The organism is Pseudoalteromonas ulvae UL12 (assembly GCF_014925405.1).
GTDB classification, from domain to species: domain Bacteria; phylum Pseudomonadota; class Gammaproteobacteria; order Enterobacterales; family Alteromonadaceae; genus Pseudoalteromonas; species Pseudoalteromonas ulvae.
In genome coordinates this window covers 213,083-236,711 of record NZ_AQHJ01000027.1, presented here as the reverse complement: position 1 = coordinate 236,711, position 23,629 = coordinate 213,083, and the positions used below count along the sequence as shown (strand labels likewise).

Genomic DNA, 23,629 nt, shown 5'->3' with positions numbered 1-23,629 from the left:
CTTAAGTATTGTTTTAGAGTGTTTATTCGACATTTAAATCAGATGTATGCCTTCATTTGTCTGATTTTATTGATAATATGGGGACGCTGAAGTAGTATTTTTTTACTAAGTAGCAGAAGAGCAATAAGAGTAACTGATGAATGTAGGTATGTCTGATTTAGATCCAATCACACTGCAATTTAACTCTGATGCTTATCAGTTGATTGAAAAAATCGGGGAAGGCGGGTTTGCAAGTGTTTATCGCGCGGTTTTATTAAAAACCGGGCAAGAAGTTGCGATTAAATTTTTAAATATCAATACCGATTTTGATGCTGAAAAAAAGCAACGTTATATTGACCGTTTTGAACGCGAAACTCTGCTTGTTAGTAAGCTGCAACACCCAAACATTGTACGTTTACTTGATAAAGGCCGCTCAAATGATCACCTTTTATATGCCGTGTTTGAGTATGTACAGGGGCAAACGTTAAAACAAGTCATTACTCAAAGTGGTGCGCTCAAACCTGTGGTGGCGGCTGAGATCATGACTCAAGTGCTCGATGCGCTGGCTCATGCACATCAATTGGGTGTGATCCATCGCGATATAAAACCTGCCAATATCATGTTGACCCAAACCGGAGCAAAAACTCACGTTAAAGTGCTCGACTTTGGTATCGGCACACTGATTAATGAAGCGCAACACAGCGACTATAAAAGCATTACACTCACACAAGAAACGCTTGGCACACCATCCTACAGTGCCCCTGAGCAATTAAGAGGTGAGCCTCCCACAGTCAAAACAGATATTTATGTTTGGGCCTTGGTATTTATAGAGTGCTTAACCGGCAAGCCGGCCATGGCAGGGTCGAGCATCGCTTCAATCTTTCATAAACAATTGAGCCAGAGTAATGTGCCACTGTCTGCGGCGCTAGTGGGGCATCCTATTGCGGCTATTTTGCGCCGAGCATTACAAAAAAAATCACACGAACGCACAGTGACAGCCCAAGAGCTATTTGCAGAAGTAAGTCAGCTTAACTTTGCAAATCTGGTTGGGGATTTATCGGGGCAAGATAACAGTAAACATGAGTTTTCTGAAACCACGTTATCTGATAACACTATGGTGAGTGCAAAAGCAGCTAACCAAACCAGTCAAACTGAGCGAAAACAAATTACTGCTTTGGCTGTGACGATAAGCCTTAGACGCATGACTCACGAGCACTTTGATAGTGAAGTCATTGAAGCTATTCATCACGATTTAAAAAATCAATGTATCGATATTGCCATTCGTTACGGGGCGTACCATGTTGGGAGTTTAGGTCATCAGCTGCTCTTTTACTTTGGTTATCCGACAGTAAGTGATAACGACTCTCGGTTATCAGCCCGAACAGCCCTTGAAATATCAAGTTTGCTGCAAAAAAGAAGTTCCTTATTACGGGTCAGTCAAGGGATTGAGGCAAAGGCCAAAATAGGCATGCATACTGGGATTATTACGTGCTTTGCCGATACTAGCCCTGAAGGGGAAACCGCCAATATTGCCTTAGAATTATCTGCAATGGCCGAGCCTGAGCAAATATTGTGCTCGCAGTCATCGCAAAATATTTTAAATTGTTATTTGGAGTTTCAGCCCAGACAGCGCTGTCTTGTTGGTGTAAATAGCACATTGCAATTAACCTATTTATTGACCGCAGAGCGCCAAGCTGAGGCCTTTGGATTTTTACGGGGCCATCGACGCAACCACGGATTTTTTGGGCGAACAGCACAGTTAGATCGTTTGAAGCAAGTTTTAGAAACGAGATCCGATCAGCTAAATGGATTGCAAGAGAATGAAAAATGGCTGCATATTTATGGTGAAGCTGGGATCGGCAAATCTCGATTAGTTTTTGAGTTTCGTGATAACGCAGTGGCTCACCCGCAGTTTATTGCTCAATGTTTACCTGAGCAGCAAAACAATGCTTTGTTTCCTATCTTAAATTTAATTCAGTACAAATACTCTTTGCTCAATCTCGCAGACGAAGAAGCTGCGCAGCTTTTGTATGAGCAAGCGTTATGTATCGCGGACAATATAAACGCCTTCGAAGAGGGCGTTGCGACGCTGCTGGCCTGGTTAAATTTACCTCTACCAGATGGTTTATCTGAGCCAAACCTAAATATAGAGCAGCAAAGAATGGCGATGTTTGCCGTACTTGCGCAGTTGCTTTTGTCTAATTTGAACAGTGATTTAAAACAAGTCATCATTATTGAAGATTTGCACTGGGTTGATCCAATCAGCCGAGATTTTATTGTCTATTTAGTGAAAAATGCACAGGCACATAAATGTTTGATTGTGACCACCTCTCGTGAGGCGCTTGATGAAACGTTAGCGTTTAATTCTTGCTCTTCGTTACATTTAACGCAATTACCCCCACAGATGACGCGTTTATTTATCCAAAGTTTATTTGGCCATGATGTGGTGGCGCCGAATGTGACTGATTTATTGATAAACCGTACAGATGGTATCCCATTATTCATTGAAGAATTAGTGGATATGCTTAAAAAGAATCAATTAGTGCATAAGCTCAATGGCATTATTGATTTTGTCAGTCCTGATAAGCTCGATCAGGTCCCAAGTACGCTGCGAGACTCATTACAACAGAAGTTAGATTCGTTGGTTTACTCGAAAGAAACCGTTCAATTAGCGGCAGCTATTGGTCGTGAGTTTGACTACCAATTGTTACAAGCAGCCTCAGCGCGAAGCGAAGAGCAAACGCAAACCGATCTGAATGAGTTACTGGCCGCTGATTTAATTATTCAGCATCGCAAAGTCGAAGGTGATAGTTATATTTTCAAACACGCACTGGTGCGTGATGCGGCCTATGAAAGTATTCAATCTAGCCATAAAATTAACCATCATCAGCGACTTGCGCGAGCGTATCAAAGTTTAGAAAACAAAAAATCCGAAAGCGCGCAGATCTCTATGCACTTTGAGCTTGCGCAAGATTATCCATTAGCGATTAAATATGCGCTTAATACGGCTGAAAATGCCATTAAACGCTATTTATATCATGACGCGCTGGTGCAATATCAGCGTGCTTTGACACTCAATAATGAATTAAGTGCTCAATTGGCTTATCCAGAGGATGATATCCGAAATGCTGTCGCGGCATGCCTTGTCGCTATCGAAGGCTGGCAATCAGAAAAAGCGAGTCATCTACTTAATGCTCATGAACAGCAAGCAACTCAAATCGACTTACTCAAATCTTTCTCTGTGATAAGAGGTAATTGGTTAATGGAGTATGCCAAAGGTAATATCATCACCGCCCATGAAATCAATTTGGCTTTGTATGAGCACAAAGCAACGTACTCTATTTCAATTCAGCTGATTATTTATGAAATGTTGATGCAAACCAGCTTCTGTCTGGGGGAATTTGCATGTACACAACAATATTATGATGAATTTGAGTTATTGCTCAATCTTGCGCCTGTTGACTCACAATTTTGTGTGGAAAACTTTGGCACTGTCCCGACTTTAACCTCTAAAGCTTTTGTTGCCGGGGCGAATATCTTAATGGGAAATACCTCGCAAGCAGAGCAATATATCGCAGCTTTAAATCAAGAGACGTCGGAGATTAACCTCGATGAGCTTTCGTCCGCAGTGTGTGGCTTACTCAATTGGTTGAGTTTATTACAGTTTCCTTTGGCAGAAAATAAAGCTGATTTATTAGTACAAGCGCAATTAGTTAATCAACAAGGTTTGGCGCTGGCTAAGAAAGTGAATAATCCATTTTGGTTAAGTTACAACACCATGCATCAATATGTGCTTGATTACCCAACTGTCGGCTGTTGGGATTTAACCGTTTATGAACAAAATTTAGCGAAGTTCCCTGCGTACTTTTTGCATCGGGGGCTCTACTTTATTGTGTTGGGGCACCATGCTTTGGCATTGGGGCGCAACGATATCGCTCGACAATGCAGTGATTTAGTGAGTCATCATCAAAATGACACACAATTAAGGTACACCAAAGGTTTATTAGAAACATTAAAAGTTAATTTATAAAAATGAGTAGTAAAATGAGTGAAAATAATTATCCAAAAGGTTTGTTGTCATTTACATATAACGTCAACAATAACGATGAAGTAAAAAAGCTTGCGATCAATGACTTAAACCAAGCAATGGCTTTGTTTGAACTTGATAATGAAGAAAAAGCAGTGGTAAAAAGTTTTGCTGAGCAAGGCGTGAATGATGCTAATTGGGCAAACTATTGTGCAGCACTTCGTGGTGAAGTCGAAAACATTATACCGACCTGTTGGTAATTAATATCAGGCCTATAACGCCTGTTATAGGCCATTTAGGATTCAGAGATGCCTAATGAGTTAATGTGTATCGATACACAGCGTTTTCGCCAATTTCCCACCTTATTAACCCACCAAGATCCCAAGCATGTTGCTCAACTGTTCGCGTTGAAAATTGGCACGCCTAAGGTGATTTGTTATGAAACTCAGCTTAAACATAGTGATGCATTTGATGTGTTATTTGGATTTAAAACCAGTGATAACAATATAAATGCACTTATTCACTACTTATCTGCACAACAATGCAATGAACGCACGAGTTGCTTTATTTCGTTGCTCGAAAAGCTTAAAACGGGTGACATCTATTGGCCGGTCAAATTGTACTGGCTCAGTTTCGATTGGGCAGACAATTTGTATCCGGTTTTACCGTCCTTTTGTTTAAGTACACAGCATCCTGCTTTTAATGATGAAAAGTTACTCAAACAAGTGATACAGGATGTGTATCGAAGTGTGGGCGAACAATATCAGTACATAGTGCCCAGAATTTTCGCCGCAGGAGAGCTCAATAACCTGAAGCACTTAGGGGTTACTTTTGCGCGCAGTCAATTGCGTTTTAAGTTTACATATAAACTCACCCAAGCAGCATTGTTTGATTTATTGGATTCGCTTGAGTGGCCGGGGGATATTCAGCAATTAACCGCTTTTTATCATCGATTTTTACAGTGGTTAGATGAAGTTCAAGTGAGCGTGTCATTTCAAGCCGATCTCACCTCGCGAATTGAAATTGAGTTCCCTTGGTTAAGTGAACAAAATCATGACTTAACGGATTTATTTACTGAGCAATTGGCGCAGTTTTTTGACATTTCGCCCGAGTGTTTACGTAAGGTAAGTGCTTGGTATAAAAATAAACGACTGGATGAAGCTGCTTTATATTTTAAAGCGACACTTGAATATGGTCAGCAACCGCTTTTAAAAGTTTATTATTACCATCAAGTGATGCCTATTCATTTTTTCAAATTATAAGAATAAACATGACAAAAACCCTTTTATCTTTATTGTTACTCAGTGCAAGTTTAGCGTCAGATGCAAATCAAGCAGGCCTTTACCCACCGTGGTTAGAAACAACATCGTGCCCATTTGAACGGCCCTTACCAACCACAATTCCAGAAACGCTTGTTTCGATTAAGTACTACCCGCCAGAGGCTTATAATCGAAATTTGTGTAAAAGTATTAAGCCTGTTGTGAGTGTTTCACAAGCAGAGCAGTCAGCAGATTTATTGCTCAAAAGAGAGCAGCAGCTTAATTATTTAACGTGGCAATACGATGTTTTTTCATGGGCTGCGTTTATTGCGGTGAACCGAGCTGTCGATAAAGAGTTTGTAATCACTGATGAGAATCTTAAGTCGGCACAAACACCTGTTTGGCTCAATTGGAGAACGACTGAAAGTGTCTTTTTAGAGGATGGTTCAGCACCCAAAGAGTGGCTCTTTACTGAGAACAAGCAATATAACCCAGCAGTGTCGAGTATCCATCAGGTTGTTGATCATCAATTTAATGCCGCCACAGATGGAGTGTTAATTGATCAACAAGATAATCCCGTTTATTACCAAAAATACATGAATCCTGTGGCATTCAACTTTATTAAAACTAATGAGCTGTATAACTTAGATGGTCAAATAACGTATGCCAGCAGTCACGGTGAAGTGTCGTTTGCACAGGGTAGTTTTTTATTGTGCAATGGCAAATCTAATGCAACAGGGGCACCTTCGATCCCGTGTACACCAGCGACGAATATGCGCGACATTGATAGCAATGATCCAAGTGGCCCGGTTGAATTAAAAATAGCTTGGAAAGTACTAACAGACGCTGATGATGTGAGCCGATATATTCATGTAAATACAGATGTACTAATAACCGACGATAATGCCAGTAAAGTCGTGCAGAAAAAACTAGGAGTGGTGGGTTTTCACCTCGCACAAAAAACCACTTCGTCACCCAAGTGGGTGTTTTCAACCTTTACGCATCTCGATAATGTGCTTACTGAACCATCAAGTGAGCAGTCACCGTCATTTTTTGATCCTCAATGCCCAGAGTGTGCGGTGAATGTTGCAAATGGAGGAAGCAGTAAAACCCAAGTTAAATTGATGGATCCCATCAACCCAATTACTCAAACAATTAACCAACAAGTTCAGGCCAAGCTTGCAGTAGAAGGCTCGGTTTTACAGTTTTATCAATTGGTTGGTACACAGTTTACAACCGACTTTTCAGCAGCGGAGCAAATTCAGTTACCAGGGAAAATCGTCAATTATTCAGGTTATGGCCCTTACCCTGTATTTTTAACTAACGAAGTAATAGAAACCTTTCTGCAACTTGGTAATGTGAAGACCGATAATCGCACCTATTACCAAAGCTCTTCTTGTATGAATTGCCATGCAAAAGGGGCGATCGCAACAGGTTATAAGCAACAAGGCATGCAAAAGAAGGTGATTTGGGGTCATAACAATGGTGATATGAGTTTTAATTTTTATGATGCACATTGGAAAAAAGAGGGGCATTAACACGTAATTACGGCTGATGAGTGTGTAATATGCTGTAATTTGATTGCACAAAAAGAAGCAGTAGTATCGTCGTCATAGCAATAATAATTTTGGCAGAACTCAGTTTGGATTTTGCGTAATTTTGAGTAACGTTATGACCGCAAGCACTTGGCTTCCATATAAATTTTTTAGTTTAGCTCGTAGGCATCCGCTGTTTTTAAATACTTTGGTAAAACAAAGCAGCGTCGATCGTTCAGCGGTTAATTTACTCACTGATTTACAATCGACGATGAAACCAGAAGAGTTATTGGCTATTTTCCATCAACACATTAGGTATTGTTTACCTATTTGCGGCTTAACCTTCACACACCTAGATGGGGTCTTGTCATCGGCCCTATTTGAAAAAGGCGCAGAGAGTGTTTGTGAAAAAATACTCATTGAAGGTCAAGAAATTGGTACGCTTGACATCGAATTTGAGCAAACGCTCTCTTCTGCACAAAAAAAGGTATTAACCATTTTAATCAATGTATTAGCCTTCCCTTTAAAAAATTCGTTAGCCTATCAAGCAATGAAAACATTGGCGTTAGTGGATAGTTTAACTGGGCTTGCGAACCGCAATCAATTTGATATGTCGTTTAAAAATATGATGCACCGAAATCATAATCAGTCACACAGCTTTGCAATGATGGTGCTCGACTTAGATAACTTCAAATGGGTCAATGACACCTTTGGTCATCAGATGGGTGACTTAGTGCTCATGTCTTTTGCTAAGGTACTAAAGCGCTGCAGCCGAGAGCACGATGCTGTTTTTCGTTTTGGCGGAGATGAATTTACGCTTTTATTAGACCAAGCAACGCAGCAGACAATCCCTGATATCGCTAACCGGATCCGTGATGCAGTGCTCGAAGACCGTTTATTGGCACAATTTAAGGTGACATGCAGTATCGGTTGCGCTTCTTACCAAAAAGGGGATGAAATGAGTAATGTGTTTGAACGGGCCGACTTAGCCTTATATCGAGCCAAAGAAAATGGAAAAAATGGCTTTGAACTTTCAGAGAATGAAAAGCTAACTTATTAATTTAACACTACTTGTTAATAAATTTGTAATAATAGGTAATATACACGCAAGGCAAAGCATCCTATCATTGGATTTTCGTGCATTTAAGAAGGAACTCTCATGGCTCGCATTACTAATCAAACGACTTCTGAAAGTGTGACTTTACTGACACAACATATTTTTGGGCGTCATCCTACGACATCCCACACTGTGCTTGTTATGCCTGAGGCTTCACGTACGCACGCGTCAATTTTTTGGGATGGAGAGGATTGGTTATTGCAAGACTCGAGTACAAATGGCAGTTATGTGAATGGTAAACTCATTCAACGAGGAACCAAACAACGAATTCATATTGATGATGTAATTCAGTTTGCTTCATTAGATGCCGATAGTTGGAAAGTCGAAAGTGATTGCCCGCCAAAAAGTTTGTTAGTGCCTGTGACAACAGGATTAAAGCTCATTGAGTTAGAGTCTTTGGTTGTGTTGCCCAACGAAGAAAACCCAGAAATTACCTTATATTTATCCCCTAATGGTCATTGGATCTGTGAAAGCCCATTGGGCATATCAGTGCTTGCAACAGGTGACTTAGTGGGTACGTTGGATGAAAAGTGGCGATTTATTGAAGCGAAAGCCAGTGATGAAACATGTCGCATAGAATCTGTAGAGCTACCTAAATCATCGCAACTTGGGATCTTTTTTGATGTCAGCCAGAATGAAGAGCATGTGTCATTACGCTTTATCTTAGATGGCTATGAGTATGATTTAGGGCAACGTAATCACCATTATTTACTGTTATTACTGGCAAGAAAACGCCTCGAAGATAAAGAAGCGGGCGTGACTGAAGCAGAGCAAGGCTGGTTAGATAAAGATCTTCTGTGCAAAATGCTTGGGCAAAATGAAGGGCATGTCAACATTCAGATTTACCGTTTTAGAAAGCAATTGGTGAATACATTTCCAAAATCGTCTCATCTGCCTCAGCCAATTGAAAGACGAACAGGTGAAATGCGCTTTGCTTATGCCAATGTTGATATTTCAGGTGGCAGCAAATTGACCGTGACCAGTTCACGCAAAGTAGTTTAGTAACCCGAACACAGGTTAAGTACAAATTTCACCTCGTCAAAAAACGCTCAAGTGATTATTTCACTTGAGCTTTTTCTTTCGATTGGTTGTTATTGAAGGTGGCGCTGTTGACGCTGCATTAGTTTAGGCTGTGTTACAGTTGCAGCTTGCTGTGTGTTGTAAAGGGCTAAGTTTTCAAAGTAACCCTTTAGTTTTGAAGCGGCAAAATCTAACGCTAATAACTCAATCACCCCTTGATGCTTGTGAGGAAATAAAGCCTCAACAGCTTGCGAAACCAATTCATAAAGACGTTTGAGATTAATTTGATGAGTTTGACCGGTTTTTTCAAATAACCAATTAGTGATCGCTAAAAATTCATCAAACGGATTGTCTGATAAAATCAATGCTAAAGAGTGCTTAAATCGCCCTGAGTTTCCAATCATATCCCAGTACCGAGCAAAACGATTCACCAATTGCATCGTGGCAAAATCAACTCGATCTGTACTTAAAATATTAAACGGAGGCAATGGGTTAAAACGTAAATCAAAACCTTCAGTATGACGAATAATCGGGCTACCTTTTAAACGCTTTAAGATCCCTAATTGAATTTCGTGCGGGCGACATTCGTAAAGCTCATTAAAACTGTCTCTGAAGGTCTCGAATGTTTCCCCAGGTAAACCAAAAATAAGGTCGGCATGAATGTGCGCATGAGTGTTGTCTTTTAGCCACATTAAGTTTTCTTTAGACTTAGGGTTGTTTTGCTTGCGGCTGATATTAGTCTGCACCTCAGGGTTAAAGGTTTGGATCCCAACTTCAAATTGCAGACTCCCTTCAGGAAATTGGGTGAGTAACTCTTTGAGTTTTCTTGGTAAATGATCTGGCACCACTTCAAAATGCAAAAAGAGCTCATCACTCATTTTATCTAAAAAGAACTGCATGATTTGCATGGTGGTTTTGATGTTTAAATTAAACGTACGGTCGATGAACTTAAAATTGCGCGCGCCACGTTGGTAGAGAATTTCCATTTGCTCTAAAAAGAGTTCAAGTTCAAACGGATTCGACGCTGTGTCCAAAGAAGATAAGCAAAATTCACATTTAAATGGGCAACCACGAGAGGCTTCGACATACAGCAGGCGATTTTTTAAATCTTCATCGCTGTAATATTCGTAAGGCAACGCTAAGTCTTTTAATTCAACGGGCTTAGATTTGAGCACTTTTTGCTGTGGTTCAGTACGATTGATAATGTCTTTACATAATTGATAAAAACTCAGATCGGCTTCGCCAGTTAACACAAAGTCGGCAGATTGCACGATGGCTTGTTGCTCTGACTCGTAGCTTACTTCGGGGCCACCCAATACTATTTTTATCTCAGGTGCGACTACTTTCAGTAAGCTCACTACATTGGTGGTTTCAACAATATTCCAAATATAGACACCAAAGCCAACGATGGTCGGTTTAGATGCCAAAATTTGCTCAACAATATCAATCGGGCGAGTTTGGATGACAAACTCTTTGATTTCACAGCAGCTTTGCAGCTCTTGTAAATTGGCATACAAATAACGTAAGCCCAAACTGGCGTGAATATATTTCGCATTAATAGTCGCAAGTACTATTTTTGTTGACGTTAAATCAGCCGTTTGGATTTGCTTAGAAACGCTATCTTTGTTGCTTGTTGTAACACCATCAGTTGCATCTATTTGTTTAATAGAAAGTTGTGTCTCAAATTGTTGGGTTGCCATTGTGGTTCTTAACTATCCTAAAATCTCTAAAGCTAATAATACCGCAAAGCGCAGCGCTATTCAGTATTTGATTTGTTGGGGTAGCGTATGCAATCGCTAATGTAATAATGAGTTGTTGATTGGAGGCCTTATACAAAGTAGAAAAAGATACAGCTCAAAGAGTTATAACAGCACTAATAATTGAAGAGAATAAGCGGAAAAGAAAGACTGATAAATGATGGAAGTAATCAGGCAAAAAGTATTAAAAAGTTTTTAGAGTGCCATTTAATACAGCAAAACCATTGAGTAGCAATAATCTCCGCAGCATGAATTTAAGTGTATTCAACCAAACTAATTAAAATCACAAATAAAAAAAGCCAGTTAAAACATGATGTTTTAACTGGCTTTTTTATAACACTTTAAAGTGGTGGAGCTGGGTGGTGGCTCACCCCTTTCTAAACACTAATCCAAATGTTACAGGTGTTTGGTTAATAGCAATTAAATTTAGAATTAGTATTCAGTGTATCACCAGTAGGTACTATGAACCAGCTAGTATAATACCGAAATTCTTCGCTATGATGTGTAATACTTCAAGCTTTAAGGACCTGTTAAGGTAAATATATAAAAGCTTAATATACGTTGAGATATTATCAAAAGGTTTCAAAAAAGGATTGCTTACTTTTATTATGATTTGCGTATCAACAAAGGGGTAGATATTAAGTTATATAGCAAATGAAGGAGCTTAAAATAATGCTGCTATGGGTATTCGATGATGCATTTTCATGGGAGGTTAGTTTTAAAAGTGTTGCTAGCTTTATATTGAAGCCATGAATGACTTGTTTGTAAATTATTTAGTGTAACTTGTTGAAATTATTTCATATAAAGTGCAATGTATTATTTATGATAATGCTTTGTAATTTTTCATGTTTGTTTTTTACATAATTAACATTAGAGTTTACCTCAAGGAGATTCAGCAGTGATAGATAAATTTGATGATGACAAAATTCAAAAACACAAGGTTTGGGTGCAAACTGATGGTGTTGATGGGACTAGAATCTGTATCGAAAATTCAGTCGTGGAAACAGATTTAAAAGATATGTATTTGGTGGATTCAAAGTTATTAAATGTTGAGATTAGAAACTGTAAAATAATTAATGTTGATTTTAGTCGCTCTGATCTAAGAGGGGCTATTTTCGAAAATGTTGAAATACATAAAGGAATTTTTAGTGGTACTTATCTTACTAATTGTAAATTTTTAAATTGTAAGTTTTTCGATTGTGGCTTAGGGGGGGCAAATCTTAAGAAAACAAAGTTTGAATGTACAGGTTTTGATGGATGCGAATTATCTTCAACCAATTTAGATTTAGCTGTATTTGATAATTGCATTGTGAAAAATACAGTTTTTTTGAATATTCAAAATATAGAAACTTGCAATTGGATAAATAGTAAACTTTTAAACGTAACTTCTAACGAATTAACATTTGATAAAATTAGAGAAATAAACAGTGAAATCGATATTATTGGCTCTACATCTATTATGTCAAATGATAAACAAAGAATATTAGTAGAATTTTGTTTTCCTAATGAAATAAGAGTTCCATGTGAACAGTACCTAGTTTATTTCTCCCAATTCATGGTAGATCAGTATGTTGATGTAAATACAACTCTTCTACGAGATGATTTAAAATCAACATTTGAAATTAAGCCAAAAAATAAAAACATTGCCTTAAAGGCAATATATGAATTATTAACTCAATATTTGAACCTTCCATCAATTGAACTTACTGAAATTAATCATGATAAAGATATTAAACAAGCTAGGCTTATGTCTGAACTATATAGTCTTAAGTCAAAACTGTCCTTAGCATATGCCGAAAATAACTCCTTACGAAAGTCTGCTTTAAATGGAGATTTAATCCAATATGTTGATGTGGTTTCTGATAGTAAAGGGAAGATATCCGATAAAGAGTTTATGATTGGCGAGTATTTAAAAGTTAAGCCAATTAAATTATTAGGATTAGAGATTAATGTTCCCTTAATGCTTAATCGAATCAAAGATAAGTATTAATATGCATTTATTAATTGTAAATCATCCATCAAGACAGAGCCTTACATATAGTATTTATTCATCAGTAATTCATAGACTTTCAAAAAAGGGGGTTGCTTTTAAATGCCTTTATTTAGATGAATATGATATGAATTTTTATCTTACAAAAGGAGAGTGGGATAGTGTTGTATATAGTATTGTTAGTGAAGAACAAAAAAATAAAGAAATTGATAAGTTAATTGAAGAAGTTAGGGAAGCTGAAACCATTTCATTTTTTTTCCCAATATGGTGGTATGGAATGCCAGCTTTATTAAAAGGATGGTTTGATAAAATATTAATCCAGGCTGTTGCAGGAGAGGCAATTTCAGCTTCGTTGAAAAGTAAAGAGAATAAACTTAAATTTTTAAAAAAAATAAATGTTATTACAAGTTGTGATGGTAATGAGGAATCAATGAAAGAGTTATTTACTTCAAAGGGAATACTTGCATTGTTCTATCGCCTAGAGGATTTTTCTATAAATCCAATCCATGTAAGGCACTATAACTTATATAATGTTTATCGAGATGTAAATGACGAAGTAGAGGCAATAGTTAGCAGTTTGGTGAAAGGATTTAATAATGGATGAAATATGGAAGTTAGCTGAAGATAATATTTCTGAATACAATTTGGATTTAAAAAACAATGGTATCCCTATAAGAAATAGAGAAGAACACTATTTGATTAGTTTTATTCCTCCTTTATTAGTGTGGGATGAAAAAGCAACAAAAAAAAATTTTTATTGTGTTAATAATGTTCATTTATACTTACATATACCATTTTGTGAAATAATTTGTTCTTTTTGTCATTTAAATAAAATTAAACTCGGAAGTGACCACTCGATAGTTTCTTTGTATGTCGATTCCATTATTAGAGAACTAAAGTACTATTTTGAACGTTTTCCACAAAGAGTAACGATCAAATCTATTCAATTTGGAGGAGGAACTCCTTCTATTTTATCTGCTAGAGAATTGGATAAAATCCTTTCCGCTATACATAAGTATTTTATTATTGATAATGATTGTGAATTGAAGTTTGAGTTCCTAGCAGATACTAATCCAAATAAATATGCAGATATAGTAAATATTTTAGGTGACTTTGGCAAGTTGAAGGGGGTTGTTGATTTACAGACAAAAAGTAGTGAAATTTTAAAAAAAATAGGAAGAAAAAAACAAACCTATAATGAATACCTAAAAACTATAGATTTTCTTAAAGAAAATGGAGTTGGTGAAATTATTACCTCGCTAATTATTGGTTTACCAAAAGATTCTCGTGGTAGCTTAGAATCAACATTACGTGCTTTAGCATCCCATGAATCAGTCTCTACAATTACAGGGTATCCCTTGATGTTTAAGTCAAGTGATCCTCTTTTTAGGCTTTTAAAAAATAACAAAGAGTATTTTTTAAGCGAGTATGAAAGGGATGTAATGGAAGAGTTTATGACACTTTTTATGAAAGAGCATAATTTTATAGAAAGCCCTATAAACTTTTTTAGTAGGACGAACATTGATAATATTCAACAAAATGGAAAGTATAATTCAGATGCTTTAATTGGAGTTGGGGCTGGAGCTTTTGGTTACATTCCTTCAAAAAAATCTCAATCGCAATATATCAATACTCCTAATATTTCTCACTATATAAATAGCACTAAAATGAATCAATTACCTATTTGGAAAAGCACAGATTTGAGCTTAAGTGAATTTAAGAGAAAAAAGTTAATATTAAAGCTTGGTACACTTGAGTCGTTTGAAATTTCACAAGAGCTTCAAGATAAAACAATATTAAATGAATTGAATTACCTTTCTAAATTAGATTATATTTTATTATATAAAGGTAGGTGTCGATTACTTCCGAAAGGTAGACGAAGATATACTGAGGTTGGAACTTTTCTAATGGATTCGTTAAGTATTAATAAAATCTTATCTTATTCTGAACATCAAAAAATGATACGTTCTTGTGATTTTGATTTGTTTCCTTCATATGATACAAATCAATTAAAAAATATTTTACAGACTAAAGCATACTTATAAGTCAAGCCAATTTTTTATACATAGGCTTGGGATGAAAAAGCAGTTAAAAAATTTAACTACTTTTTATTTTAACGGTTACTATGACGAACATTATAACTCTGTAGTGTTTTGTAACCTTCTGTACTACATATAGTGGACTTCCCAGCTCTCACTAGACAGTCTGTTGTTTCAAAAAATACGCTTCTTCGAATTTAGCAGGTGATATACCGCCTGTATGCGAGTGGCGTTTTTTTGGATTGTAAAACATTTCTATAAAGTTAAATATCTCTGTCTTCGCTTCGACTCTGGTCGAATATATCTTCTTTCTGATCACGCGCTTTTTAAACGTAGCAAAAAAGCTCTCAGCAACCGCATTATCATGACAGTTTCCTCTGCGGCTCATGGAAGGAATAAGATTATGCTCTTTCATAAACGCTAAATAATCTGCACTGCCATACTGACTGCCTTGATCGCTATGTACCAACACAGATTGTTCTGGCCGACGTTGGTAAACGGCCATTAATAATGCCCGGATAACCAAATGCTTATCCATGTTTTTATCCATCGACCAACCGACAACGCGTCGTGAGAACAAGTCGATAACTGTCGCTAAGTACAGAAAACCCTCATACGTTCGCACATACGTGATGTCACTCACCCACGCAGTATTAGGTGAGTCTGGGGCAAAATCACGCTCCAATACGTTATCTGCAATCCGTGATGGCTTAACGCCTTTGATGTATTTGCGCTTGTAACCAATCTGCGCTCTAAGGTTGTTCAGTCGCATAATTTTAGCAACACGGTGCACGCTACAAGACTCGCCCGCTTCACGAAGATCACGATGTATCCAAGGGCTACCATATGTTCCGCCGCTGGCAATATAGAACTCTTTTATCCGCTTGAGCAGGCGATTATCTTCAATCGCTCTCGTGCTCAACGGCTGTTTAAGCCATGCATAAAAGCCACTGCGATTGATTTTTAATACACGGCACATGGATAACACAGAGAACTGCTTCTGGTGATCTCGGATAAAGGCGTACTTTACTCTGGCTGGCTTGCAAAGTACCTTGCGGCCTTTTTTAAGATGTCCCTTTCCTCCGTGACCCGCTTCAACTCTGCCTCTAACTTAGCAATTCGAACCGAATCATCAGATGACTGGCGAACGGCTTTATTGCCACTTAACTGGCTTCGCCAGTGATAGAGGGATTTAGTTGAAATACCAAGCCGATCAGCAACTTCCTGAACTGAATAACCACGCTCAGTAATTTGCTTGACTGCTTCTATCTTAAACTCTTCGGTATACCGTTTGCCTTTGCTCATAAACACCTCTATTTGAAGTTACATTGTAACTGTTAAAAGTGTCTAGCAAAGTCTGGGAAGTCCAAAAGTTTAATTCTGCTTCATTCTCAAAGTTTTAAATTTAAATATACTCACAAAAAACAATCTCCTTATCTAGAAGGAGGATTATTTAACAATGAACCTGAATTTGATTTTAATAATAAAGTAATAAGAATTAAGTTAGCTTCATTTCTTGGTGATCTTTATTTACCCAACACAGATATGACTTATATTAATTTTGAAAAATTAAAGGAAATGAAAAAAGAGCCTCAGATGGCGTTTTATAAATATTTATCAACTCATGAGGGGGTTCATATAGATTTTAAACTAGAAAAGTTATCTAGAATTTTTGGGCTATTAAGAAGAGATAAAAATGAATCTCGGTGTAGAGAATATATAGTAGATAAATTGGGAAAACTAATAATATTAAAATTTATTCGTTGTTACGGCTGGGATGCAGAAACTAATATATATCGAATACTTCAAAGCAAACATTTTAGCCAAAATGAAGCCGAATTTGCCTTGAAGCATCAGAAGTCAAATTTAAAGTTTCAAAAAGGCAATAAATAAAATTATTGCCTTTTATTGTCAGTTAATGCTTTCTAGATAGTGCTTTGGGTTTTTTATTACTTTGAACTATTTCTTGTGTTTCTAGAGGGATTTCTAATTTTGACGCTATCCATGCTTTATCTTGATATGAAACGTAATTAAAGTATTGGTACTGTAATATTACATCTTGCATAAGACGTTTAGCTAAAAAGTTAGAATTAACTTTTTTCCAAATATTCTCTAACTTCCTTTTGGGTATATTATTTCTACTACTTGAAAACTCTAATAGCATAGAGGCTTCTATTAAGTAAAATGCGGGAGTATCAGCTTTTAATGCTATATCACTGAATAAATCTACTAATTCTTTATGGCCAACAGAAAAGGATACTTTTCGCACAACATTAAAAGTGATTTGATATACAAGTTGCATAAATGTTTTGCTAACTTCTTTTGATATTTCCTCAACCGTTAAGTTTAAATTATCTTCTAAATGAGAATGGATCATATCCATAACTTCAGTTTGAACTTGTTCTGTTGATTTTAAATAAAAACTTAAAAAACGTAGCCCTACTTTTGTAGCTTCAGCAGAGAGCGTCTCTAATTGGCCAAGCTCAATAGATGCATGTCTATTTTTAATTATTTGGCCTAATATTTCTATGGCTCGGACTGAGCGAGTAATATCTCTAATACAATCAAATTCAGGATCATCATCTAAAGACTCTATGTCAAATCTTTCAGATTTATTTTCAGATTGATCTTGTTTTCTTAGGCTTTCTTTTCTGGCTTCATCTACATTATGTTTTTGTTTCATGACCAACTTGGGTATATTAGACATAAATTTTCTTAAAAATTCTGTATCACTTCTATCAAGTAAAGCCTCGTTAGTATCTTTATAGATCTGTGTTGTTTTTTCTGTAATTAAAGAAATAACATCATCATTTTTAGTATGGTGAGTAATGAAAATAAGGATGTTGGAATCTTTTTCTATGTGTGTTTTACGACAAAGTTGCTCTACAAAGTTTAAACATTCACTATGATTAGACATGTATTTAGCAGCATAAAAATAATAAATATATTTATATCTAATCGAGTAATTTTCATTAGATAATTTTAAAATTTTGGAATCTAGCAGCTTCTCTATAACTTGGTCATTAGTACCTAGGTTGAACTTTGATTTATAAAACTTATGAAAGTGCTGCATTTGAGATTCGTTGAGACTATAAGTTTCTTTTTCGTACATATAAAATGCGAGTTGTGATAAGTAATTAATATATTTCTCAATTTCTTCAGGTTTTATTTTTACTTTATTTAAATTTTCTTCAATTAACCGTTGATAACAATATCCATGGGAAGTTAATGAATAATCGGAAGGTTTGCCTGAATCTAATACTTGCAAAATCATTAGAATGAAAATTGGTTTTCTTGGAACTATATTTTTTCTTACTATCATATCTAAATGAGTAGCTGTTGTTTTAACTAAATTAATTAGATATTCATCTTCTATCTCTTCTTCTCGACCAAGTGAATGCCACCTCTTTATTAATTCATCCCTACGTTCATAGCCAAGTTGAAGTAATTCAAATTGTTCAAAGTTATTAAAAATATTAGCTTTATGCTCATCGAAGCGAATAGACTCATCGGATAAAAATAAAACCTTATCGAATGTATCCATTATTCGACTTACAAATTTATCTAAATAGGCATGATTTAGTTTGATATCTGATAAATCATCAATTATAAGGACTTTTTCTTTATTATTATGCTTAAATTGGTCAATATTTAGATTATCATATTGTAAATTCAAAGCTCGCTCTAAGTAGTGGTTTATATCTGACTTGTTAATGTCACGACCCTTCAATAGAACAGGAATAGCCCCATCACTAATAGCTGTTTTAAATACCATTTTTGCGAAACTTGTTTTACCACATTGTTCTTCACCAACAACTAATGAATGTGTTGGAAATCTACTTAATTCAGAATAGAACTCTGAGTTTCTTGTAACTTCGTGTTCTGAAATATCATCGTCTAGAAATTTAAAATCAGGATATATAAAAATATCCTGTAAAGTTACATTTTCTTTGTGAGGGGATTGAAGCGTTATCTCTGTACTATTAATCTCCTCAATGAAAGAGTCTTTAAGCAGAAGTAATTTATCAGCAGTTATCACTTCAGAATCTTCAGGAGTAATTAAAACTTCTTTTTTTTTTAAAGGTTTTAACTCAAGTTTTTTTATAACCGTTTTAATTTGTGACATGACCTCCATCCAAGCTTTTGTCTCAGGTATAAAGTCACAAATAGGCTTACCATCTTTTGGAGTAGCCATATAATTACTTATTTCAGTATCAAGCCACATGCAGTGATCTAGAATAATTGGGATTATTCTACTTTTTCCATCATCTACTTGTTTTAAAGCTCTGAAAAGCTCTTCATTCATACAATAGTCTGAATTTAGAAAGTCTTGACTAATTAACAAACAAATAAGGTCTGATTCTTCTAAGTTTCTTTTTATTTCAGAATCAAATTTTGAGCCAACATCAATCTTTCGGTCATTCCAATCGGTGATTTCCCCATTTTTACGTAAAGTAACAAGGAATTTTTCAAACATTTCTTTTTTATCTTCATCAGCATGGCAATAACTAATGAATAAATTTAACTTTGGTTTTTCATTCATAATTTTATCACTTAATAAATATTTTATTTTTCAAAGCTTCTTTTAATAATTTACTTTTATTTATAAATTTATTTTTCGAAACTAATGGAAAAGATGCTCTTGTTGTATTTTGTGGGCAAAGTTCAGCCCAGATTAAAAAGGGGCTGATATTTTTAATCTGTTTTGATGAAAGTGGTTCATATTCATCAAGCTCTTTTTTCTTGGTACTGATAGCGTAATCTTTGCCATACCGACCTTGGGTTTCACTATCTACCTTATGACCGATTAGTTCGGCAGTCATTACAGGATTCTTACGTTGTTGTTTTCTTTCATCAGCAAAGGTATGTCTAAAACTATGAAATGATTTTCCTTTTTCTCTAATATTGATATTTGCTAAATATGCATCAAAGCGTTTTGTTGGGTTATGACCGTAACCATCACGACCTTTAGTAATGTCAGGGAATACATGGTTTGTGAGTAATACACCATCTTTAAAGCACAGCTTTAAATGTTCTACATATTTAATAAAACCCAGCTTTATAAGTGTCTTATGGATTGGAACTAAACGTTTTGAGTTCGGTGTTTTAAGGCGTTTGTCTTCTTTATCATTAATATCAATAACCCAAATACCACCTTCACGCCTTACATCCTCTAACCTTAATTGGCATAACTCTTCTAATCTTGCTCCACTATAAAGCCCAAGTAATGGCAACCAGTGTTTAAAGGCTCGATTATGTTTTGCTTTAATATAATCATCAGAATTAAATATTGAATTTAAATCTTTGTCATTAAAACGTTGTCTTTGATCTTGTGCTCTGACTTTTTCATTTTTATCTTTTACACGCATTTCTTTAAAGTCATTGTCAGGTATAAACTTGCGTTGCTTTGCCCACCCAAAAGCTTCAGATAATCTGCGAACATATTTATTCACATTCTGTTTTGACATAGGTTTAAATGAGCCTTCCATATCAAAAATTTCATTTATCGTTTTATCTTTAAATTGTTTTAACTTGTTGCGATTAGCTGGAAGTTTTTGTAGTACTTCAATATAGTCACGACAATGTTCATAATTGAGTTCTGTGCCAAATATATCACCCGTGATTTCAATAAATGAGTCATAAATACTGAGATTTGTTGTTTTGGTTTTCTCGCTTTTCCATTCGGATGAACGTTCTTTATAAAACTTTTTAAATATCTCTGACATTTTATGCATGTGTTTAGATACAACAACAGGGCGGGAGACTTGGTTTAGATCAGCAAGAGATACTGAATCACCTTTTTCTAATAAACTACAAAGCTTGGCAAAATTAATTACATCTTGTTCATTATCAAGAGTGACACCTTCTAAAATAACATCTTCACTATGATGAATATCATCAGCTTGAGTACGAAGTGCTGCCGTTTCACCTGTATTAATTTCACTATTAAGTAAGCCAACTAAAGTTTTACCTACATTCTTACGTGCGATTGTTGATTGTCGTTTTAATTGAGTCGGATTGGTGATTTGCTTTTCTGGTTGTTTATTACGTTTGATCACCATGCGATTAAATTTAATTTCTTTTGCAATACCACCAGTACGAGTATGGTAATTCATTTCTTTAGGTGCTGGTTTCCAGTGTATTTGTTCTATATAAGGTGCTGGATCAGATAAAGTTTCATCAGAGAGTAAATCAACAATAGCAATAAAGTGATTTATTTTATCTATAGTAGATAAATCAATATCAGTTAATGAATAGTTTTGTAATGCTTCAATATTATTAAACGTATTTTTAATGCGATCTTTTCGTTCAAATAAAAAGAAAAGTTGCTGGGTATATTGTTGATCTTGAATTGTTTCAACAGCACGTTGTTGTAACATTGCTGATTGTTGCTGCTTAAAACTTAATTCATCAAATGATAAAGGTTGACCCCTGTCCATTGGTGATATTTCCCTGAGTGCTTCAAATAAAGCGTCAAATTTAACTTTATGTTGTCTGGCTAATACTAAAGCCCTTGATTTTTCTTTTGTTTTCAGGGATATCTTGACTTCTTTTTTGGCGCTTGGCAATTAATCTAGAATATATTTTGGGGTTTTTTGACGAAAATAATAAGTATTAAAGCGGTTTTTGAATATAAAGCTTGGATTACGCATGTGTGACTCACCTTAGTGTATCACCTGCAAAATTAGGGGGTAAATCGTGTTTTTACTAGAAAGATACTCAACTTAGTGCTTGTAACTTATTGTATTACAAGCACTAAATCGAAGTAAGTGGTGGAGCTGGGGGGATTTGAACCCCCGTCCGAAAAGCGTCGACCTTCGGTCCTACATGTTTAGTATCGTCTATAAGTTAACCTTTGAATCTCGGACGAACACGATAAGCAAAGGCGAGGCCGTTTGGTTTTAACGCTTCAACCCCGGCCAGGGTTTCCGTCGCGATCAGGTGTAAGGGTGACACTCCAGAATCCAGTCCACAAGAATACATGGAAGGAGCGCTAGCGGCCTAAGCTGCTAGAGAGTAAGAATCGTCGTTTGCGATTACTTTAAATTGCGGCTTTTTAACGAGGCAAACCGCACCTCGACATGCACCTAAGGCTTCATGAATTCCGTCGAATCCTAATCAGCCCCTGAATTAAATTCAGTTCGATGTTTGCCACTAAAACTATTTACATAGCCAGTGACTCGACAGGGCGAGTATAACGCACTAATTCTTTCAGGCACAAGCTATTAGCGTGCTTATTTGGTTTTAAAGGTGTGTTTGTTGATAATTTAACCGAGTTGCAGAAATAATGGCGAGAAGGAGAACTTCTCGCCAGAGGTCATAAACTAAAATGTTTGGATTACTTTTACCGTGCCGTCAGTCGCGCTTGAAGAAATAAAGCCGATTGTATTTGGGTTAGATGCAACTAAGCTAATGACTTCGGCGTCATTACTCACTTCTTTAGGCGGCGTTCCTTTACCCGTAAAAACCAATTTTGACCAATAGGCTTTCAGTTGGCTTGATGATTTCTTTAGTGCTTTTTCGTTGAATTCATCCGTAATTGGATTACCTGAATCTTGAGCAATCGCAATGATTTTACTGCCATCATCGAAAGACTTCATTTTACCGGTGTAAATTTTAGCAATCGCATTGGCGTCAATGGCATTGGCATTGGATGGGTGAACGATTACGGCCACTTCAGCAAAAACAGATGTGCTAACTAAAGCGACCGAAACAAATGCTAAATATGATAGTTTCATGTTTTTGCTCCTATTAAAAGACAAGGTCTACGCCAAAAGTCAGTGATTTACTATCTCCGGCAACAGCTAAGCTAAATGAGTTATCTTTGACGATGTCATACTGTACTTTAAACGCTGCAGAGGAGTGAAAGTCCCAACGAACGCCGAATGAAGTCGTATTGTGGTCCTCACCATCTTCGCCTTCTTGACTAAAATCAGCATAAGAAATGTAAGGAATGATGTTGTCAAAGCGGTAGCCCATACTGAGCATCCAAGTGTCTAAATTACCATCTAGATCTAAGCGATTGAGTTCAGATAAAATGAATAAGTTACCAAAGTCTGCATTCATGGCTAGGCCATAGAATTTACCATCACGGTAGTCTTTACCATCCCAAGTGACTTTTTCGCCAGCAGCATTATAGCGTTCATTGGTGTACATCATGTGAGTGGCACGAATCTCAAGCCAATCATTACTGACATTAATAACACCACCTAAAATGTCTTTCCAAATTTCTCTTGTCGGCTCTAAAAAGAAAAACTCCGAAAGTAGTTTATTTTCTTCATCGTCTTCACGGCCACCATAAATATTTGCGGTCATCGACCAGTCACCAATTTCACCAGTGTAGAGAAGATTGATACCGTTGTAGTTGAAGATTTGCCATGTGTAGTTATCTGCTGGAGGTCTCATCCAGACATAGGCATAACCGACATCGTAGAAATCAGAATAATAAAACAGAGGTAAGCGTTTTTTACCCGCTTGAACTGTCCAGTTTTCATTTAATTCATACGATAAATATGCCCATTCGAATTTAGCATCGAAGTTTTCTGCTCCTCGGGCAACAATTTGCGCTGTTGCACTGAGCCCATCTGATAAGTCAGCTTTAACTTGCAGACCAAACAGAGATTCAGGTTCGAAAGAAAACTCTTCCGTATAAGCACTAACAATAGGGTAGTCTGCTAAAAATGTGGGTGGTACGCCGTAGTGGGGTACCCCATCACCACTCAGCACTTTACCAGCATTGACGCTGGCAAAACCCGAAATGTTTACATCTGCATGCAGTGGCATAGCGCACGCTGCAAGTACTGCGATTGCGAGTGTTGTCTTCATATTTTATCCCCGATTTAGATAATATGTCTTGCTATCCGCACCTCGAAGTATAGTCAGGATTTATAAAAATCGAATAATTG

16 protein-coding genes and 1 other RNA gene are annotated in these 23,629 nt (G+C 36.4%); 10 read left to right on the top strand and 7 right to left on the bottom strand.

The features are described 5' to 3' along the window. The first annotated feature begins 136 nt into the window (after nt 1-136). From PULV_RS09170 to PULV_RS09145, 6 genes are all read left to right on the top strand, one after another. Entirely contained in the window at nt 137-4,009 is a 3,873-nt protein-coding gene (locus PULV_RS09170) for a TOMM system kinase/cyclase fusion protein (RefSeq protein WP_193331521.1), read from the top strand. Nucleotides 4,010-4,023: 14 nt separating this feature from the next. Continuing rightward, nucleotides 4,024-4,266: a hypothetical protein gene (locus PULV_RS09165; RefSeq protein WP_086743762.1), complete on the top strand. Its 243-nt coding sequence runs from the start codon at nt 4,024-4,026 to the stop codon at nt 4,264-4,266. 48 nt (nt 4,267-4,314) lie between these two features. Next, on the top strand, nt 4,315-5,268 hold the full coding sequence (locus PULV_RS09160; protein ID WP_193331520.1) for a hypothetical protein: 954 nt from the start codon (nt 4,315-4,317) through the stop codon (nt 5,266-5,268). Nucleotides 5,269-5,276: 8 nt separating this feature from the next. Next, complete coding sequence (locus tag PULV_RS09155) at nt 5,277-6,803, top strand: hypothetical protein (protein ID WP_193331519.1); 1,527 nt, start codon at nt 5,277-5,279, stop codon at nt 6,801-6,803. 133 nt (nt 6,804-6,936) lie between these two features. Next, nucleotides 6,937-7,860, top strand: coding sequence for a GGDEF domain-containing protein (locus PULV_RS09150; RefSeq protein ID WP_193331518.1), 924 nt, complete (start codon nt 6,937-6,939; stop codon nt 7,858-7,860). A 99-nt stretch (nt 7,861-7,959) separates the two neighbouring features. Continuing rightward, nucleotides 7,960-8,919 carry an FHA domain-containing protein gene (locus PULV_RS09145; RefSeq protein ID WP_086743758.1) on the top strand — a complete coding sequence of 320 codons (960 nt, stop codon included), beginning with the start codon at nt 7,960-7,962 and terminating at the stop codon, nt 8,917-8,919. 89 nt (nt 8,920-9,008) lie between these two features. Here the strand turns inward: PULV_RS09145 and PULV_RS09140 are convergent, their stop codons facing one another. Next, the gene (locus PULV_RS09140) at nt 9,009-10,637 is read right to left on the bottom strand and encodes a B12-binding domain-containing radical SAM protein (protein ID WP_193331517.1); all 1,629 of its coding nucleotides are present in this window, start codon (nt 10,635-10,637) and stop codon (nt 9,009-9,011) included. Nucleotides 10,638-11,592: 955 nt separating this feature from the next. Between PULV_RS09140 and PULV_RS09135 the strand changes: the two genes are divergently transcribed. Genes PULV_RS09135 through PULV_RS09125 form a run of 3 tightly spaced genes read left to right on the top strand, consistent with a single transcriptional unit; the run spans nt 11,593 to nt 14,729 of the window. Beyond that, nucleotides 11,593-12,684 (top strand): pentapeptide repeat-containing protein, encoded by a 1,092-nt coding sequence (locus PULV_RS09135; RefSeq protein WP_193331516.1) that lies wholly within the window; start codon nt 11,593-11,595, stop codon nt 12,682-12,684. Nucleotide 12,685: 1 nt separating this feature from the next. Beyond that, the gene (locus tag PULV_RS09130; protein ID WP_193331515.1) at nt 12,686-13,288 is read left to right on the top strand and encodes an NAD(P)H-dependent oxidoreductase; all 603 of its coding nucleotides are present in this window, start codon (nt 12,686-12,688) and stop codon (nt 13,286-13,288) included. Next, nucleotides 13,281-14,729, top strand: coding sequence for a radical SAM protein (locus PULV_RS09125; protein WP_193331514.1), 1,449 nt, complete (start codon nt 13,281-13,283; stop codon nt 14,727-14,729). The genes PULV_RS09130 and PULV_RS09125 overlap by 8 nt, the downstream gene beginning before the upstream one ends. 151 nt (nt 14,730-14,880) lie before the next feature. On the opposite strand, the gene PULV_RS09120 is transcribed toward PULV_RS09125, so the two are convergent. After that, nucleotides 14,881-16,028, bottom strand: a protein-coding gene (locus PULV_RS09120; RefSeq protein WP_193330725.1) for an IS3 family transposase whose coding sequence is annotated in 2 segments (ribosomal slippage) — nt 14,881-15,794 and nt 15,794-16,028 — 1,149 coding nt in all. Because the reading frame shifts where the segments join, the coding sequence is not laid out codon by codon here. A 291-nt stretch (nt 16,029-16,319) separates the two neighbouring features. Here PULV_RS09120 and PULV_RS09115 point away from each other — a divergent pair. Then, on the top strand, nt 16,320-16,616 hold the full coding sequence (locus PULV_RS09115) for a hypothetical protein (RefSeq protein ID WP_193331513.1): 297 nt from the start codon (nt 16,320-16,322) through the stop codon (nt 16,614-16,616). Between the two features lie 22 nt (nt 16,617-16,638). Here PULV_RS09115 and PULV_RS09110 read toward each other — a convergent pair whose 3' ends face one another. The 5 genes from PULV_RS09110 to PULV_RS09090 all read right to left on the bottom strand — a co-directional run bounded on the left by PULV_RS09110 (nt 16,639) and on the right by PULV_RS09090 (nt 23,549). Then, nucleotides 16,639-19,266: a toll/interleukin-1 receptor domain-containing protein gene (locus tag PULV_RS09110; RefSeq protein WP_193331512.1), complete on the bottom strand. Its 2,628-nt coding sequence runs from the start codon at nt 19,264-19,266 to the stop codon at nt 16,639-16,641. 7 nt (nt 19,267-19,273) lie between these two features. Next, nucleotides 19,274-21,292: a site-specific integrase gene (locus PULV_RS09105; RefSeq protein ID WP_193331511.1), complete on the bottom strand. Its 2,019-nt coding sequence runs from the start codon at nt 21,290-21,292 to the stop codon at nt 19,274-19,276. Nucleotides 21,293-21,494: 202 nt separating this feature from the next. Beyond that, nucleotides 21,495-21,850: a transfer-messenger RNA gene (gene ssrA, locus PULV_RS09100) on the bottom strand. A 198-nt stretch (nt 21,851-22,048) separates the two neighbouring features. Then, a complete protein-coding gene (locus PULV_RS09095; protein WP_193331510.1) occupies nt 22,049-22,462 on the bottom strand; it encodes a type 2 periplasmic-binding domain-containing protein in 414 nt (137 codons plus the stop codon). Nucleotides 22,463-22,475: 13 nt separating this feature from the next. Beyond that, a complete protein-coding gene (locus PULV_RS09090) occupies nt 22,476-23,549 on the bottom strand; it encodes a porin (protein WP_086743755.1) in 1,074 nt (357 codons plus the stop codon). Nucleotides 23,550-23,629: the final 80 nt, after the last annotated feature.

Excerpts from the sequence above, each read along its gene's own strand:
- PULV_RS09145 (WP_086743758.1), top strand. The coding sequence starts at position 7,960 with ATGGCTCGCATTACTAATCAAACGACTTCTGAAAGTGTGACTTTACTG.
- PULV_RS09090 (WP_086743755.1), bottom strand. The coding sequence starts at position 23,549 with ATGAAGACAACACTCGCAATCGCAGTACTTGCAGCGTGCGCTATGCCA.
- PULV_RS09130 (WP_193331515.1), top strand. The coding sequence starts at position 12,686 with ATGCATTTATTAATTGTAAATCATCCATCAAGACAGAGCCTTACATAT.
- PULV_RS09155 (WP_193331519.1), top strand. The coding sequence starts at position 5,277 with ATGACAAAAACCCTTTTATCTTTATTGTTACTCAGTGCAAGTTTAGCG.
- PULV_RS09115 (WP_193331513.1), top strand. The coding sequence starts at position 16,320 with ATGGCGTTTTATAAATATTTATCAACTCATGAGGGGGTTCATATAGAT.
- PULV_RS09110 (WP_193331512.1), bottom strand. The coding sequence starts at position 19,266 with ATGAATGAAAAACCAAAGTTAAATTTATTCATTAGTTATTGCCATGCT.
- PULV_RS09125 (WP_193331514.1), top strand. The coding sequence starts at position 13,281 with ATGGATGAAATATGGAAGTTAGCTGAAGATAATATTTCTGAATACAAT.
- PULV_RS09165 (WP_086743762.1), top strand. The coding sequence starts at position 4,024 with ATGAGTGAAAATAATTATCCAAAAGGTTTGTTGTCATTTACATATAAC.
- PULV_RS09140 (WP_193331517.1), bottom strand. The coding sequence starts at position 10,637 with ATGGCAACCCAACAATTTGAGACACAACTTTCTATTAAACAAATAGAT.
- PULV_RS09170 (WP_193331521.1), top strand. The coding sequence starts at position 137 with ATGAATGTAGGTATGTCTGATTTAGATCCAATCACACTGCAATTTAAC.
- PULV_RS09160 (WP_193331520.1), top strand. The coding sequence starts at position 4,315 with ATGCCTAATGAGTTAATGTGTATCGATACACAGCGTTTTCGCCAATTT.
- PULV_RS09150 (WP_193331518.1), top strand. The coding sequence starts at position 6,937 with ATGACCGCAAGCACTTGGCTTCCATATAAATTTTTTAGTTTAGCTCGT.
- PULV_RS09095 (WP_193331510.1), bottom strand. The coding sequence starts at position 22,462 with ATGAAACTATCATATTTAGCATTTGTTTCGGTCGCTTTAGTTAGCACA.